The organism is Haloterrigena turkmenica DSM 5511, from assembly GCF_000025325.1.
Lineage (GTDB): Archaea > Halobacteriota > Halobacteria > Halobacteriales > Natrialbaceae > Haloterrigena > Haloterrigena turkmenica.
Window position 1 is genome coordinate 195,931 of the sequence record NC_013743.1, and the last position, 15,771, is coordinate 211,701.

The 15,771-nt window shown below is 65.9% G+C and carries 12 protein-coding genes and 1 pseudogene; 7 read left to right on the forward strand and 6 right to left on the reverse strand.

The genetic code is table 11. The features are described 5' to 3' along the window. Positions 1-58 precede the first annotated feature (58 nt). The gene (locus HTUR_RS00885) at positions 59-628 is read left to right on the forward strand and encodes a DUF6789 family protein (protein ID WP_012941410.1); all 570 of its coding nucleotides are present in this window, start codon (positions 59-61) and stop codon (positions 626-628) included. Between the two features lie 54 nt (positions 629-682). Here the strand turns inward: HTUR_RS00885 and HTUR_RS00890 are convergent, their stop codons facing one another. Continuing rightward, positions 683-1,780 carry a glutamate-cysteine ligase family protein gene (locus HTUR_RS00890; protein WP_012941411.1) on the reverse strand — a complete coding sequence of 366 codons (1,098 nt, stop codon included), beginning with the start codon at positions 1,778-1,780 and terminating at the stop codon, positions 683-685. A 313-nt stretch (positions 1,781-2,093) separates the two neighbouring features. On the opposite strand from HTUR_RS00890, the gene HTUR_RS00895 reads away from it, so the two are divergent. The 3 genes from HTUR_RS00895 to HTUR_RS00905 all read left to right on the forward strand — a co-directional run bounded on the left by HTUR_RS00895 (position 2,094) and on the right by HTUR_RS00905 (position 6,566). Then, the gene (locus HTUR_RS00895; protein WP_012941412.1) at positions 2,094-2,648 is read left to right on the forward strand and encodes a cupin domain-containing protein; all 555 of its coding nucleotides are present in this window, start codon (positions 2,094-2,096) and stop codon (positions 2,646-2,648) included. A 311-nt stretch (positions 2,649-2,959) separates the two neighbouring features. Then, a complete protein-coding gene (locus HTUR_RS00900) occupies positions 2,960-5,290 on the forward strand; it encodes a nitric-oxide reductase large subunit (protein ID WP_012941413.1) in 2,331 nt (776 codons plus the stop codon). A gap of 103 nt (positions 5,291-5,393) precedes the next feature. Further along, positions 5,394-6,566, forward strand: coding sequence for a sensor histidine kinase (locus HTUR_RS00905; protein ID WP_012941414.1), 1,173 nt, complete (start codon positions 5,394-5,396; stop codon positions 6,564-6,566). Between the two features lie 72 nt (positions 6,567-6,638). On the opposite strand, the gene HTUR_RS00910 is transcribed toward HTUR_RS00905, so the two are convergent. The 5 genes and pseudogenes from HTUR_RS00910 to hemB form a co-directional block, all read right to left on the reverse strand. Then, positions 6,639-7,313, reverse strand: coding sequence for a hypothetical protein (locus HTUR_RS00910; RefSeq protein WP_012941415.1), 675 nt, complete (start codon positions 7,311-7,313; stop codon positions 6,639-6,641). A gap of 159 nt (positions 7,314-7,472) precedes the next feature. After that, positions 7,473-8,819, reverse strand: coding sequence for a glutamate-1-semialdehyde 2,1-aminomutase (gene hemL, locus HTUR_RS00915; RefSeq protein ID WP_012941416.1), 1,347 nt, complete (start codon positions 8,817-8,819; stop codon positions 7,473-7,475). Positions 8,820-8,979: 160 nt separating this feature from the next. Continuing rightward, a pseudogene (locus HTUR_RS00920) lies at positions 8,980-9,453 on the reverse strand (P-II family nitrogen regulator); the annotation flags it as partial. Positions 9,454-9,984: 531 nt separating this feature from the next. Then, a complete protein-coding gene (locus HTUR_RS00925) occupies positions 9,985-11,652 on the reverse strand; it encodes an ammonium transporter (RefSeq protein ID WP_012941418.1) in 1,668 nt (555 codons plus the stop codon). Between the two features lie 503 nt (positions 11,653-12,155). Further along, on the reverse strand, positions 12,156-13,181 hold the full coding sequence (gene hemB / locus HTUR_RS00930; protein ID WP_012941419.1) for a porphobilinogen synthase: 1,026 nt from the start codon (positions 13,179-13,181) through the stop codon (positions 12,156-12,158). 213 nt (positions 13,182-13,394) lie between these two features. Between hemB and HTUR_RS00935 the strand changes: the two genes are divergently transcribed. The 3 genes from HTUR_RS00935 (at position 13,395) to HTUR_RS00940 (ending at position 15,716) form a co-directional block, all read left to right on the forward strand. Continuing rightward, complete coding sequence (locus HTUR_RS00935; RefSeq protein ID WP_012941420.1) at positions 13,395-14,567, forward strand: MFS transporter; 1,173 nt, start codon at positions 13,395-13,397, stop codon at positions 14,565-14,567. A gap of 127 nt (positions 14,568-14,694) precedes the next feature. Continuing rightward, positions 14,695-14,850, forward strand: coding sequence for a hypothetical protein (locus tag HTUR_RS27140; protein WP_160168004.1), 156 nt, complete (start codon positions 14,695-14,697; stop codon positions 14,848-14,850). Between the two features lie 89 nt (positions 14,851-14,939). Then, a complete protein-coding gene (locus HTUR_RS00940) occupies positions 14,940-15,716 on the forward strand; it encodes a TrmB family transcriptional regulator (protein WP_012941421.1) in 777 nt (258 codons plus the stop codon). Positions 15,717-15,771: the final 55 nt, after the last annotated feature.

Below are 15,771 nucleotides of genomic sequence, written 5' to 3' on the forward strand. Positions count from 1 at the left end.
GCCGTCCACTGCACGCCGGAGCGTTAAGTCGCCGTTCGTGGTAGGATCAGAGAGTACGATGTCCGTGTCCGATCGGTTACGACAGTTGCGTGCGACGAGCGACGAGCGGGAGGGTCCCGAATCGATGCGTGAGCAGTCACGCGCCGAACACGCCCTGTACTCGGCGATCCGCGGACTGCAGGCGGGGTTCGTCGCGACGATCATCATGACGGCGTTCCGACTGCCGATCCTGCGGTCGCTGCCGCCGTCGGCGAACTTCTGGTCGCAGTACGTCACCGGCGACGACCCCGAAGAGCACCCGTTCATGGGGCTCGTCCTCCACTTCGTCTACGGGATTCAGGCGGGGGCGATCTTCGGCGGCCTGTTCGCCCTCCAGGACGCCGAGCGATCGATCGAACCCGAACAACGCGGAATCGTCTGGGGGTCGATCTACGGGATGGTTCTCTCAGCCTTTGGCTCACAGTTCATGCTGAAGGAACTGCTGGACATTCGCCTCGACACGGACGAACTCGCGCTGTTCCACGCGGGCCACCTCGTCTACGGGCTCTCGCTGGGTGCCTGGGTCGGTTCGCGGACCGAGGGCGTCGAGGATCCCGAAACGGAGTATGAGTACGACGACGGGAACTGAGTCTCCCAAATCGACCAGCGTTCTCCCGCCGCCTATTTTGCCGCCGGAGTTCGGTCAGACGCCCACCGTCTCGACTAGTTCGTCGACGTCCTCCTCGAGCCGGTTCGCGTACTCCAGCCGGAGGTCCCGCGCGTCGCCTCGCGTCACGTACTGGCGGCCGTCGATCCGCGTCGAGATCGGGTGGTAGTCGTCGACGGAGAACCCCATTCGGTCGAGGTAGCCGACGACGTCGGCCGACTCGAGGCCGTCATCGATCGCCGAGTTGGCGAATTCGCAGGCGGTCTCGAACGTGGGCAGCCTGATGCCGTCGTCGGTGACGTGACCGGCGTGGCGGCTGTCGCTTACGGACTCGACCTCGACGTTCGTGTTGTGGACGCGTTCCATCACCATCTCGAGGTCATCGGCCAGTCGGAGCAACTGGCTCGGCAGGGCCGCGTCGGGCGAGCGCCACTCGACGGTCGGCATCTCGTCGCGCAGCCTGATCGGCGTCCAGACGACGTTATCGGTCGAGAAGTTGTCCTCGATCGCCACCTCGTCGATTCCCTCCTCGAGGGCGGCCCGTTTGAACTCCTCGTAGCGGTCCTCGAGCCGGCGGCACCACTCGCCGACGGTGTCGACGTAGTGCCAGAGCTGGCCGTGTTTCGGGAGGTCGCCGTAGCACTTCTTCCGATAGCAGTGGGCGCGGGCGCTGTTGGCCACCCGCTCGCCGTCGAGATACGGCGAGGAGTTGACCAGCGCCAGCGCCGCGTCCAGGGCGATCAGGGTGTTGAGCTGATCGGCGACGTTGCGCTTCTCGACGTGGATGTGGGTCCCGGCGCAGTACTTGGCGTAGGCGAAATCCTCGCCGAGGACCTCCTTCTGGATGCGCCCGCGTTCGCTCGGTCGGCGGTCGATCGCGCCGCAGTTGATCGGCGTCCCCAGCGGGACGAGTCGTTTCTCCTCGGCCGCCGCCGTCGAGAGGACCTCCTCGAGCTGCTCGGCGAAGGTCGCCCGCAGTTCGCCAATCGTCTCACAGGGGGGCGTCTTCAACTCGAACAGCGGCTCGACGAACTCCCGTTCGGTCCGCTCGGAGACCTCCGCGAGCGCACCCGGTTCGGTGAGTTCGCCGTCCGTGTCGACGACCCAGTACTCGACTTCGATGCTCGTGTTCATACTCGAGAGGGAGTTCGGACGTCCGGCGTGGCAGCAGTCGCTGTCGGTGGCCCGTCGGCCGAGCCGACGGAGCGGTTCTCGCCGCCTCGCTGTCGATCGGTTCGACGACGGCGCGCTCGTCGGTGGGCCGACGCCGCCGTCGCGGTTCGATACGCTCCCTTTCACGCGATTCGTTGAAGTGACGGTGCCTGCAGCCGCCTGCCGCGCTTCTGGCGCGTATTCGAACGCAGCATCAGCGCGCGTTCGTATCGGCGGCGCTGACACTCCACTGTCCGTCGATAAGCGCTTTCCCTCGCACCGGTGAAGCCCGACCGTGACTTCGCTATCGACGACGGCCGCTATCTCGAACCCGGTCACCGGCGAACGGATCGCGTTTCGAGAGCGAACCGAGGCGGGGCTGCGATTCGAGTACGCGCTCGATCCCGACGGGTTCGCCGTCGGCAAGGTCGACCACGTCCATCCCGGTCAGCGGGAACGGATCGCGGTCGAAGAGGGCCGACTCGGCGTTCGAATCGGGGGCGACGAGTGGACGGCGACGCCGGGGACTCGCTTCGCAGTGCCGCCCGGCTCCGACCATACGATCTGGAACGACGGCGACGAGCCGGTTCGAACGACCATCGAACTGCGGCCCGCGCTCGAGTCCCACCGGCTCTTCGAGACGCTGTTCGGGCTCGCTCGAGAGGGGAAGACCAACGGCTGGGGGCTGCCGGGTCCGCTGCAACTCGCCGTGATCGCCGACGCCTACCGCGACGAGTTCGCTCTCGCGCGCGTTCCGCTCGCGCTCCAGCGGGCGCTCGCGACGGCGACCGCTCCCGCCGGTCGGCTGGCGGGCCATCGGGCCCGCTACGATCGATTCAGCGCCGAGTAGCGCTCTCGCCGGACCGTTCGTCGGGCAGGCTGAGTCCGTCGAGAGCGGGAATCGGAGACTTCGTCGCGCCGAGACGATGGCTCCTTATCCCTCGTCGATCGCGAAGGGTTCCAGAATCGACGCCTCCGTTTCGACCTCCTCGAGCGCCTCGAGCGCCGCCGCTCCTCGGCCCCGTTCGGCGCTCGATTTCGGCGCGTGAACCCTTCGATCGTTCCCCCCTTGACTCCCCGCCCGAACCGGTTCGCACGTTTTTCCACTCCGTAGGAATTGCAGCGTTACTTGAGGGTATAGAGGTTCGATCACCGCCTGTCATGCGAGTCTCCAGAAAGCAACTGGCCACGTTCCTCGCGGTGATCTTTGTCGCGAACCTCGTCGTGATGGGCGGCGGGGCGTGGCTGTCCTACGAGAACGAACCCGAGATACCGGAGACGATCGTCGGCCCGGACGGCGAACCCGTCGCGACCAGCGACGACGTCCAGTCCGGGAAGATGGTCTTCCAGGAGAACGGGTTGATGAATCAGGGCTCGATGCTCGGTCGCGGTAGCTATTACGATGTCGACTACACGGCCGACGCCCTCGAGTTGAAGACCGAGCACATGCGCGACTACTACGCGCAAGAAGAGCACGATACGGCCTACGAGGACCTCGAGTCGTCCGAACAGGCCGCGATCGACGCGCAGGTTCGCGAGGAGCTGCAGTCGAGCGAGTACACCGACGGCGAGCGAGTCGAGTACTCCGCCGCGGAAGCGTACGCCCACGAGCAGGTGCGTCAGGACTACGTCGAGCGCTACCACGAGGGCGACCGCGGGCGCGGGATCCAGGACGGGCTGATCCCGACCGAGGAGGAGGCCGAGCAGTTCGCGGACTTCGCACTGTGGACCGCCTGGATCTCCCACACCGATCGCCCCGGCACCGACGTCTCGTTCACCAACGACTTCCCGTACTCGCCCGACGCGGGTAACGAGGCCGGTGGCGCAGTGATAACCTGGAGCGTCATCGCGATGGTGTTGCTGGTCGCTGGCGCCGGCGTCGCGATCTGGCTCTACCAGGCCGTCGAACTCCCCGAACCAGAGGCCGCGGGCGTCTCGATCCCCCATCCGAAGGAGATCGATCTCACCCCGAGTCAGTTACTGAGCACCAGATTCGTCCTCATCGGCGCGCTGCTGTTCGTCTTACAGACGTTCATGGGCGGGCTGCTCGCCCACTACTACGTCGAGCGAGACGACTTCTTCGGCCTCTACGAAGTCTTCGGCATCGACATCCTCGAGTACCTCCCGTGGACGATCGCCCGAACCTGGCACGTCGATCTGGGGATCCTCTGGATCGCCACGATGTGGCTCGGCGCCGGCCTCTTCCTCGCGCCGCTGCTGACGGGCCGCGAACCGCGCAAGCAGGCGCTGTACATCAAGGGCCTGATCGGCGCGCTGCTGGTGGTCGCCGTCGGCGGCCTCGCGGGCATCTGGCTCGGCATCAACAACTTCTTCGACGGACAGCTGTGGTGGCTCCTCGGTAACGAGGGCCTGGAATACCTCGAGATCGGTCGCGTCTGGCAGGCCGGCCTGCTGGTCGGTTTTCTCGGCTGGACCGCGCTCGTGGCCCGCGGGTTCAAGCCCCTGCTGGATCGGGAACCCCGCTACGGGCTGGCTCACATGATCGTCTACGCGGGCGGCTCGATCGGCCTGCTCTTTATGGCCGGCTTCCTCTACACGCCGAAGACGAACTTCGTCATCACGGAGTTCTGGCGCTGGTGGGTCGTCCACATGTGGGTCGAGGGCGTCTTCGAGTTCTTCATCCTCGTCGTCATCGCCCTGACGCTCGTCTCGATGAATCTCCTGACGAAGAAATCGGCCGAGAAGGCCGTCATCTTCCAGGCCGCGCTGGTCATGGGCAGCGGCATCATCGGCGTCTCTCACCACTACTGGTGGGCCGGCCTCCCCGAAGTCTGGCTGCCAATCGGCAGCGTCTTCTCGACGCTCGAGTTCATTCCGCTCCTCTTTATCCTCTACGAGGCGCTGGGACAGTACCGCGCGATGGACGCCGCCGGCAAGGACTTCCCCTACCGGATGGCCTTCTACTTCATCGTCGCCTCGTCGGTCTGGAACTTCTTCGGGGCCGGCGTCATCGGCTTCTTCATCAACCTGCCGGTGATCAGCTACTTCGAGAGCGGGACCTACCTCACGGTCGCTCACGCCCACGGCGCGATGTTCGGCGCCTTCGGCTTCCTCGCGATGGGGATGGCCGTCTACATCCTCCGGGTGACCACCCGCGACGCCCACTGGTCCGACCGACGGCTGCGCTGGTCGTTCTGGCTGTGCAACGCCGGGCTGGCGCTGATGCTGTTCCTCTCGCTGCTGCCCGTCGGCTTCCTCCAGCTCGAGGTTGCCTTCACGGAGGGCTACGCGGCCTCGCGCAGCCTCGAGTTCTACAACGGCGGGCTCATCCAGACGCTGTTCTGGCTGCGCATGCCCGGTGACACCCTCCTGATCGCCGGCGCGATCGTCTTCGCCTGGGACGTCGTCGTGAAGCTCCTCTTCCAGCGGAAGCCGACCGCCGAGGAGACCCGTAGCCACGTCATCGCCGACCGAATCTTCGGTGAGAGCGACGCCGTCGATCCCGTCGACCCGGTCAGCGACGACGACTGACGCCGCAGTCGATGTCTTTTGCGTTCCGGCGACCACCGATCATCTGATGGGGTGTCCTCGGAGGGCCGATACTGCTAACAAAACCGAAGCTGATTACCGGTATATGCGCTGGCCCGCGGACACCGATATCGGCTCTCCCGAGCGAATCCCACGGTACGTAGTCGGCTTCGGCGTGACCCTGACGCTCGTTCTGATCGGTGAGATCGCACTGTACCGCGTGTTCGTACCCACGTTCGTCTTCAGAGGGGTGTTTCTGGTCGGCGTCATCACGACGATCCCCTTCCTCGTCGGAATCGCGTTCGGCGGGCGCTGGCTCCGGACCTCCGACCTCTCGCCGGCTCGGTATCCGCGGGTCGTCGGCTGGTTGCTCGGCGGACTGGTCGGCTTCCTGTTCGTCAATCTCGCGCTCATCGTCACGATGCCGACCGAGTCGTGGGTGCAGGCCGTCTCGTGGATCCGGTGGGCCATCGCGCTCGGCGCCGGAATCGGGTTACTCGTCGGCTGTCTCGAGGGCCGAGCCATCGAACGCACCCTGGCGGCCGAACGCGCCTCGCTCCGGGCGGAACACGTAGAGGAGCAACGGGAGTACCTCGACTACCTCAACGGCATCCTCCGCCACGAGGTGTTGAACACCGCGACGATCATCAACGGCTACGCGTCGCTGCTCTACGAGGAAGCGGCGACGACCGACCAACAACGCCGATGGGCCGAGATCGTGATCGCCGAGTCCGAGGAGATGTCGACGGTGATCGACGACGTGCGAATCCTGTTGCAGTCGGCCGACGGCGAGTTGCAACTCGAGGCAATCGACCTCTCCCGACTGCTGACCGACGAAGTGCGGAAACTGGAACACAAGTGTGGCCCCGTCGAGGTGGAGACGTCGATCCCGCCGGACGTCTCCGTTCGAGCCGACGACTTGGTCGCTCGCGTCTTCGGGAACCTCCTCTCGAACGCGGTCGAACACAACGATGCTTCGACGCCGCGCGTCTCGGTCGCGGTCGATCCCGGGCCCGAAACAGTCCGGGTCGAAATCGCGGATAACGGCCCCGGAATCCCCGACTCGACGCTCGAGACAATCTTCGAGCGCACCGAGAGCCACGGAAGCTCCCACGGGATCGGGCTGTATCTGGTCCGTCAACTCGTGAGCAGGTACGACGGCGCGGTCGAGGTGGCCGAGACGGGGCCGGACGGAACCACGTTTGCAGTCGAGCTTCCGGCGGCCAGCGAGTCGCAGTCGACCGCGTCCTCGAGCGCCCACTCGACGGAGGCGCCGTAACGGAGACGGCACTGGCCTCGAGGCGACGGGCTCGCTCGCGGACCCGACCCGTCCGGTCGCCGCCACGGACGTTCACGGCCGACCGACCGCGTCGTGCCGACGGACGAGGTAGTAGCCCGCCACGATCGGCTGGAGCGGCGGCACGAACAGGCTCAGGAAGGCGATCCCGAGGTAGAGCGCCGGGTTCGGTCGCCACGAGCGGGTTCGCGTGCAGACGTAGGCCGCGTCCCGGTGGATGGCGACCGGGAACGAGCCGATGGCGACGGTTCCCGCGAGACCGACGGCGGCAGCCAGCAGCCCCGGAATCGTGAAGACGATCGCGACGGCGGCGGCGACGAACCCGAACAGCGTCGTCGCGAGCGACACCGCCACGACGAGCCACCAGTCCGATCGGCCCGCCGGCGTCCCGAACCGTCTGTGTCTGCGCACGAGATAGGCGACGCCCGCGATCGGGGCCGAGACGAGCGCGGCGGCGGCGTTGAGCCACGGGTTCGGCGTCCAGTTCCCGCCGGCCCGCGGTCGCCGTCGAATCCGTCGCGCGTCGAAGAAGATCGCGACGAGTAGCCCGAGCGTCAGGGCGGTGTAGCCGAACCCGCTGAGGAGCAACAACACGAACTGGAGGCCGGGAACGCCCGGTTCTGTGTCCTGTAAGACCCCGACGATTCCGACCCCGACGATCGGCGGAAACAGGTAGAGCAACCGCTCGACGATCCGGGCCCAATCGATCTCGTCGACGTGTGTGCTCATTCCGAGCGCGAGTCGTGTGGCGCCTCGGCGGTCGGCTGCGATGCCACCGGCGGCCGGTTCTCCTCCCGTGTCGCCGCTGATCGGTCGGTCCGCCCTCGCTCTCGCGCCCCCGTCGTCTCCTCCCGCGCCGGGGAGACCGATTCGCGGCTCACGATCCGATCACAGCGCGTGCTTGTACGCCTCGAGGGTCTCCTCGACGTCGTCTTCGGTGTGGCCGTAGCTGACGAACTGGCACTCGAACTGGTTCTGCGAGAGGAAGACCCCCTGCTCTTTCATCTGGCCCCAGAAGATGCGCCGCCAGCGCTCGGTCTCTGCGTTTTTCACGTCGCCGGCGTTCTTGGGACTGTAGTCGTAGCGCGGGCAGGTCGGGTCCTGCCGGCAGCCGGCCGGACACTGCTCCTCGAGGGAGTCCGGTCCGGGGCCTTCGCGCGTGAAGATCACCTTGAACATGCTGTCGGTGCCGGTGACCGTATAACTCGGGGCCTGATCGGCGACGATGTCGGTCAGGCCGCGGCGCAGGCGGTCGCCCAGCCCGTTGACGTGCTCGTAGACGTCGTTCTCCGCGGCGAACTTGAGGGTCTCGAGCCCGGCTGCCATCGTGACGGGGTGGCCGGAGAAGGTGCCGGCCTGGAAGACGTCGCCGGAGGGGGTGAACTGCTCGACGATTTCGGCGCGGCCGCCGATAGCGCCGACCGGGAAGCCGCCGCCGATTATCTTGCCGAACGTGGTCAGGTCGGGCGTGACGCCGAACTCGCTCTGGGCGCAACCGAGGCCGCCGACGCGGAAGCCGGTGATGACCTCGTCGAAAATCAGCAGGGAGCCGTGCTCGTCGGTGATCTCCCGGAGGAACTCGTGGTAGCCCTCTTCGGGGTAAACGATGCCGTAGTTACCCAGGATGGGTTCGGTGAGGACCGCCGCGATGTCGTCGCCGTGTTCCTCGAAGACCTCGCGAACCGCGTCCTCGTCGTTGAACGGCACCGGCAGCGTGTGCTCGGCGAACGACTGGGGGATCCCGGCCGACGAGGGACGCGGGTTCTCGTGGTCGCCCTCGACCAGCGTCGACTCTTGGGCGCCGTGGTAGCCCCCCTGCATGACGACGATCTTGTTCCGGCCGGTGTACCCGCGTGCGAGTCGGACCGCGGAGGTGGTGGCCTCGGTGCCCGAGTTGACGAAGCGAATCTTCTCGACGCTGGGGACGTGGCGGACGACGAACTCCGCCAGATCGACCTCGACCTCGGTCGGGGTGCCGTACATCGGCCCCTCGCTGGCCTTCTGCTGGATGCCCGCCTGGACGGGTTCGGGGAGGTCGTGGCCGAGCAGGAGTGGACCGAGACCCAGCACCCAGTCGACGTAGCGGTTGCCGTCGGCGTCGATGACGTGGCCGCCCTCGCCCTTCTGTACGAAGAACGGGTAGGGTTCGATCGCCGCGCGAACCGCCGAGTTGACTCCGCCGGGCATGACCGACAGCGCCCGATCGTACAGGTCGCGAGAGTTGTCGTCGTTCATATTCCAGCCTTGGCCATGGGACGGGAAAGTAGTACCGAGGTTCGCTCGTCGTCGCGTCCCGTCCGGGCCTCGCGGCGCTCTCGGCGAGCGGTCAGGTGACGTCCGAAGCGAAGAGGGCGATGGAATCACCGAACCCATCCTCTGTGATGTGATCCCGCGCTTAGACGGCGTCCTTCCCGGTCTTTCCCGTCCGGATCTGGTACGCGTCCTCGACGGGCAGGACGAAGATCTTGCCGTCGCCCGGTTCGCCGGTATTGGCGGCCTCGCCGATGGCTTCGACGACGTCTTCGGTCGGGACGTCAGCGACGACGCACTCGACTTTGACCTTCTGGTGGAGGTCGACCGTGTACTCCTCGCCGCGCCACTGGCCCTTCTTGGCGGGCTGGGAGCCGCGACCGGAGACGTTGGTGACCGTCAGCGACGGTGCACCGACCTCGGCGAGTGCCTTTTTGACCTCACCGAGACGGTCCGGGCGGATGATCGCGGTGATCATCTCGAGGTCGCCGTCGTTCGACTCGTTGCCGTCAGCGTCGGTCATCTCGCCACCTCGCGATTCGCCGTCGGCGGTACCGCTGGACTTTCGGCCGCGAAAATCCGGGCGCTGGCCCTGCGTATCTGTAGCGTCACGCTCGTTTCCGACGGACTACTACCAAGTAAGGGTTAGCGTTGACACACAGGCAATAATGTGTGCGAACAGTCCGAATCTGACAAACCAATAGGTGGATTAATGAGTCGAAGGGAATCTACGACGGTATCTCTCGGGGAAGTATCGATATCCGTTCAAACGAAACCGCATCAGACACGGTGTAGGGTGACACGATCGAAACGGAATCAGTCCCCACCCGATCGTCGGTCTGTCGACAACGATCGGTGGCGCCCGGTTCGGAGCGGGCGCCGAACGGCCGAGTGTCAGAGGCATCGCGGAACGTGGGTCGCGCGAGCACGAGCGTACTCACAGTGGTTCGAGAGAGCTTTGCTCTCTCGTCATCAAGCGAAGCCTTCGGCTTCGCAGACCTCGCGGAGCGAAGCTCCGCTCAGTCACGAAACGGCGAAGCCGTTTCGAACGACTTCGCCGTTTGCATAGCCGAGGGGGCTTCGCCGCCTCGCTTCGCTCGCAGAACGCGTCTCGGCGGAACGCGCGTGTGACGACCGGCGCGTCCCGCGCTTAGACGGCATCCTGTCCGGTCTTACCGGTCCGGACCTGGTAGGCGTCCTCGACGGGCAGGACGAAGATCTTGCCGTCACCGGGTTCGCCGGTGTTAGCGGCCTCGCCGATGGCTTCGACGACGTCCTGGGCCGGGATGTCGGCGACGACGCACTCGATCTTGACCTTCTGGTGGAGGTCGACCGTGTACTCCTCGCCGCGCCACTGGCCCTTCTTGGCGGGCTGGGAGCCGCGGCCAGAGACGTTGGTGACCGTCAGCGACGGCGCGCCGATCTCGGCGAGCCCCTTCTTGACGTCGCCCAGCTTGTCGGGGCGGATGATCGCGGTGATCATCTTAAGCTCGCCGTCGTTGGGCTTGCCGCCATCGGTGCGAATGACCTTGCCGTCGTCCGTTCCGCCATCGGTCGCGACGTCAGGCTGACCGAACTCGGGGTAGGTGTCGACGCCGTGTTCGGAGACGTCGAGTCCGTTGCGCTCGTGTTCGGGCGTGACTCGAGCCTGACCCGCCAGCTTGAAGAGGAACCAGATGAGGGCGGTCATGCCGACCGTCCAGACGGTGATGGCGACGACGCCGGTAACCTGAGCGACGAACGCTTCGGGGCGGGTGGCACCGAGTTCGTTCATGTACTCGGTCGTGGCGACGACCGGGAACAGCAGCGTCCCGAGGACGCCGGCCGAGCCGTGCACGGGGAAGACCGCACAGACGTCGTCGATACCAATGCTCTCGGTGAGTCCGAAGACGATGGGGAGTTGTGCGCCGGCGAGCGTACCGACGAGGATCGCGCCCCACCAGGTCGAGGCGTCGGGGATCGCGGTAATCCCGACGAGGCCGGCGAGCAGGCCGTTTGCAACGTAGAGCGTGTCAACCTTGCCGGTCTTGAGCAGCGCGACGAGGCCGGCACCCATCGCCCCGCAGGCCATCGAGAGCGTGGTGGTCAGGGCGACGCGACCGAGGATGGCTCCGTCGAAGGAGCCCTCGGTGAAGATCGCCGAAGTCCCGACGTTGAAGCCGTACCAGCCGAACGCGAGGATGAGCGTTCCGAGCACGGCGAAGGTCAGCGAGTGACCGGGAATGACGTTGGCGCTCCCGTCGTCGTTGTACCGGTCCATGCGCGGTCCGAGGATCCACGCGGCGGTGAGTCCGGCGATGCCGCCCATGCCGTGGACGATCATTCCGCCCGCGAAGTCGGAGAACGGCGTGCCGACGATCGACTCGACGTGGCCGCCGGCCCAGGTCATTCCGGTAACGACTGGGTAGATGACCGCGGCCAGCAGGAAGGTGTACGTAACGTACGCGCGGAGTTTCGCACGGCCGGCGACGGCCCCGGAAACGATGGTTGCCGCCGTCATCGCGAAGACGGCGCCGTACAACCAGTCCATCCAGCTGACAGCCTCGGCGTTGAACTGGAACGCGAAGCCGTTGCCGGCCACGAGTCCCTCAACGGTCGATCCGATCAGGAAGAACACCGTCACGCCGACCGACCAGGTCAGCAGGTTCTTCGTCAGCTGGTTGGCGACGTTCTTTGAGCGCACCTGCCCCGCCTCGAGCATGGCGAAGCCGGCGTGCATGAAGAAGATCAGGAACGTCGCGACCAGGATCCACGTGTAGTTGACCGCCTCCATCAGCATCTCGATCTCCGTTTCGCTCTGCAAGAGTGTCGGCTCCATCAGGCGACCACCCCGGTTGCGATCGATTCCCCACTGATACGTTGTAGACGTTTGTCCATGTCTGCTTCGTTCGAGCCCATGGTTGTCTGCTTAATCACGTCTGATTCCGATGGACTTGCTTCATATAAGGGTTAGTGTTTAAGAGCGTCCAATAATCGGGGCGTAATAGGTGCATACGATCAAATCTAGAGGGGATTTAATGTGTATAAGGCTATTCGATCTTGCGGATTTTTCGCACCGTGGTTATATATTCTCTCTTTGTAAACCCGGAAAAACTCCGTCGAGTCCGGATCTCGGCCGCGAGACTCCGATATCGCGGCTCGAGCGACCCCGCGACGCTCGCGCGCGGCAGATGTTGCCACCTGTGCGAGCACGATCGAACCGAATGGACGTTCGTCCGAATGCCGGGCGTCGACGGTCAAACCCACCGGCCGATCGACTCGATTCGGACTCGATATGGTAATTGTCGAGTGTCCGCTTGCAACGAAATCGACGTGACCGCCCTACTGGCCGGCAGGCAGTCGCCGCGCCACGTCCTCCGCGAAGTAGGTCAGAATCAGATCCGCGCCCGCGCGTTTGATCGACAGCAGCGACTCGAGCGCTACCTCCTCTAAATCCAGCCATCCTTTCTCGGCGGCGGCGTGGAGCATCGCGTACTCGCCGGAGACGTTGTAGGCGGCGACCGGGTGGTCGAACTCCCGACGCACCGCGCTGACGATGTCGAGATAGGGGAGGGCGGGCTTGACCATCATGACGTCGGCGCCCTGCTCGGCGTCGAGGCGAACCTCTCGCAGCGCCTCGCGAGAGTTCGCGGGGTCCATCTGATAGTGGCGCCGGTTGCCAAAGGAGGGCGCGCCGTCGGCGGCGTCCCGGAACGGGCCGTAGAAGGCGCTCTCGTACTTGGCCGCGTAGCTCATGATCGGGACGTGTTCGTACCCCGCGCTATCGAGGGCTTCGCGGATCGTTCCGACCATGCCGTCCATCATACCGCTCGGGGCGACCATGTCCGCGCCCGCACGGGCGTGGGAGATAACGATTTTCTCGAGCGCCTCGAGCGTCGCGTCGTTATCGACGGTCAGCGTCGGTTCGCAGGCCGGGCCGTCTTCGGCGACACCGCTTTCGTTCCGGAGCTCCTCCTCGAGGGGACCGCAGTGGCCGTGGTCGGTGTACTCGCAGAGACAGACGTCGGTGATGACGTACGCGTCAGTTTCGCTCGTGATCCGGCGAAGCGCTTCCTGAATGACGCCGTCCTCGGCCCACGCGCGGGTTCCCTCGGGGTCCTTCGACTCGGGGATGCCGAACAGCATGACCGCCTCGACGCCGGTCTCGAGGACTTCCTCGACGCGGGCGACGGCCTCGTCGATCGGTACCCGCTCGTGACCGGGCATCGACTCGATCGGTACCCGCTCGTCGGTCGTCGCGTCGACGAACACCGGCGCGATCAGGTCGGTCGGCTCGAGGCTCGTCTCGCTGACGAGGCCGCGCACCCGATCTCGTCGGAGTCGCCGCGGACGATGTGTGAGATCCATACTCGTCTCTTCGGCGGGAGTCGCAAAAGAATCACGCTCGCCCGGTCTCGCGGCTCGAGTCGGGTCGCTCGACCGACTCGAGGCGTCGACTGCCGGTAGCAACACCGTCATGGGGCGGGACCGGTGACTCTCGAGTAGCGTTTTCGTACCGACTGCCGAGAGACGTGCCCCGATGATCGAGCCGGAACCCGAACCTGATTTCGACGTGAACTGATGCGCTGGCGATACAACGAAACCGTCCTCGCGGCGTGTACGCTCGCCTTTCTGGCGACGATGGCCGCCCGGCTGGTCATCAGCCCTGTCGTCCCCCAGATCACCGATTCCTTCGGCGTCTCGAACGCCGTCATCGGGCTCGCGCTGACGGGGATGTGGATGGCCTACTTCCTCGCGCAGTTCCCCAGCGGCATCCTCGCCGACAGGTACGGCGAACGGCGCATCATTCTGGTCGCGGTCGGCGGGACGGCGATCGCGAGCGCGCTTCTCGCGTTCGCACCGCTGTTCCCGCTGTTCGTGCTCTTCGTGGCGGCGCTCGGGTTCGTCGCTGGCCTCCACTACAGCGTCGCCACGTCGCTGCTGACCCGGACCTACGACGAGATCGGCGCCGCGATCGGCGTTCACAACAGCGGCGGCCCCATCGCGGGACTCGTCGTGCCGCCGGTGGCCGCCTGGATCGGCGTCCGCTACGGCTGGCGGGCCGCGATCGCGGTCGGCGTCGTCGTGGCCGTCCCGATCTTCCTCCTGTTCGCCCGCGCGGTCCGGCCGATCGAGCCCCAGCGCCCCGACCAGCCGATGGCCGAACGGTTCGAACTCGGGCCGCTGGTGGAACTGCTCGGGCGGCCGAAGATCGCCTTCACGGTCGCGCTGGCCGTGCTGGGGGATTTCGTCTGGCAGGCCGTCGCCTCGTTCCTGCCGACCTTTCTCGTCGCATATCGCGGCCAGTCGGCGACGACGGCGAGCCTCGTCTTCGGCGGCTACTTCCTCGTCCAGGGGATCACGGGGGTCGGGGTAGGTGCGGCATCGGATCGTTACGGTCGCGAGGTCGCCACGGCGGGCTGTATGCTCCTCGCCGTCGCGGGCATCGCCGTGCTGCTGGCGGTTCCGGGACTCCCTGCCGTCGCGGGCGCGGTCGTCCTCCTCGGGATCGGCCTCGGCTGGGGCGGGGCGTTACTCCCCCGGTTCATGGACCACCTCTCGGCGGCGGAGCGAAGCGCGGGCTTCGGGCTCGTCCGCACCGTCTACGGCTTCGTCGGTGCGCTCGGATCGGTCGTCACGGGCACGCTGGCCGATCTCTTCGGCTGGGGCGTCTCCTTCGGCTTCCTCGCCGCGTTGCTCGCGCTCGTCTTCGTCGCTCTGGCGGTCAACCGGGCGTTCTCGCTGGGCTACTGAGATACCGGACGATAGCACAACCCGCGCTCGAGTCGAGACCCGGCTGTTGTTACGGTCGAAGCACGCGGCGCCGTACTCTCCGAGAACTCACACTTCGCTTATCCGTTCTCTCGGGAAAGGAGCGAGCATGGGAGCACGGCCACAACGAAAGGGTGCGGCGCGGTGTACGAACTGTGGCAAGGTAATGGCTGTCTGGTTTTCGGACGGCGGCGACGAGGTCCGTCCCATCGGAAGCGCGAGCGGCTGTCCCTGCGGCGAGAGCTCGTTTCGCGTGTTCGACTGACCGTCACATGACGGGGCGGCGTTGGCAAGCCGCGTTTTTTCCCTGTCTCTCGCTGATAAACGTGCGTGTCCAACGCTGAGGAAGCGGTCATGGCCCTCGAGGAACTGGGGCTGACCGAGTACGAGGCACGGTGTTTCGTCGCCCTCACGCGAATCTCGAGGGGAACCGCCAAGGAGGTGAGCCAGGTCGCTGACATCCCGCGCTCGCGAGTGTACGATACCATCGAGCGTCTCGATCGGAAGGGACTCGTCAACGTCCAGCAGACCGAGCCCCGCGAGTACAAGGCCGTCGCGGTCGACACGGCCTGTCGGCGCATCCGCGAGGACTACGACTCCCGGATCAACGCCGCGGAGAACGCGCTCGGCAACCTCAAAACTCCGGACTCGACGGACGACGAGGGGATGTGGGCGATCACCCAGAACGAACACGTCACCGACCGCGTCGTCACGTTCCTCGAGGACGCCGACGACGCGGTCCACTACCTCGTGCCGGCGCCCGAGGTGGCCGAAACGCGGATTGTCGAGGCGCTGGCGTCGGCCGCCGACCGCGGCGTCGCCGTCTATATCGAAGTGCCGACCGAGGACGAACGCGAGGAGTTCGCCGACGCGGTCCCGGGGGCCGATGTCGCGCTCTCGCCCGATATCGCGACGACGAACGAAATCCACTCGGAGTGGCCCGGTCAGTTGCTCATGGCCGATCAGGAATCGATCGTCGCGACCGGGATCAAGGAGAGCGATCTCCCCGACGTGACCCAGCAGGTGGCGGTCTGGACCTACGGTCACGACCACGGCTTCGCCGTCTGGATGCGAGAACTGCTCGACGATCGCCTCGAGATCCGCCACGAGGAGCGCTCCCTCGAGGAGTGACCGGTCGATCGTTCCCGTGACGAGACGCCGGCTGCCGGTCACCGAGTATATATCT

Excerpts from the sequence above, each read along its gene's own strand:
- HTUR_RS00925 (WP_012941418.1), bottom strand. The coding sequence starts at position 11,652 with ATGGAGCCGACACTCTTGCAGAGCGAAACGGAGATCGAGATGCTGATG.
- HTUR_RS27140 (WP_160168004.1), top strand. The coding sequence starts at position 14,695 with ATGGGAGCACGGCCACAACGAAAGGGTGCGGCGCGGTGTACGAACTGT.
- HTUR_RS00905 (WP_012941414.1), top strand. The coding sequence starts at position 5,394 with ATGCGCTGGCCCGCGGACACCGATATCGGCTCTCCCGAGCGAATCCCA.
- HTUR_RS00940 (WP_012941421.1), top strand. The coding sequence starts at position 14,940 with ATGGCCCTCGAGGAACTGGGGCTGACCGAGTACGAGGCACGGTGTTTC.
- hemL (WP_012941416.1), bottom strand. The coding sequence starts at position 8,819 with ATGAACGACGACAACTCTCGCGACCTGTACGATCGGGCGCTGTCGGTC.
- HTUR_RS00890 (WP_012941411.1), bottom strand. The coding sequence starts at position 1,780 with ATGAACACGAGCATCGAAGTCGAGTACTGGGTCGTCGACACGGACGGC.
- HTUR_RS00900 (WP_012941413.1), top strand. The coding sequence starts at position 2,960 with ATGCGAGTCTCCAGAAAGCAACTGGCCACGTTCCTCGCGGTGATCTTT.
- HTUR_RS00910 (WP_012941415.1), bottom strand. The coding sequence starts at position 7,313 with ATGAGCACACACGTCGACGAGATCGATTGGGCCCGGATCGTCGAGCGG.
- HTUR_RS00885 (WP_012941410.1), top strand. The coding sequence starts at position 59 with ATGTCCGTGTCCGATCGGTTACGACAGTTGCGTGCGACGAGCGACGAG.
- HTUR_RS00935 (WP_012941420.1), top strand. The coding sequence starts at position 13,395 with ATGCGCTGGCGATACAACGAAACCGTCCTCGCGGCGTGTACGCTCGCC.
- hemB (WP_012941419.1), bottom strand. The coding sequence starts at position 13,181 with ATGGATCTCACACATCGTCCGCGGCGACTCCGACGAGATCGGGTGCGC.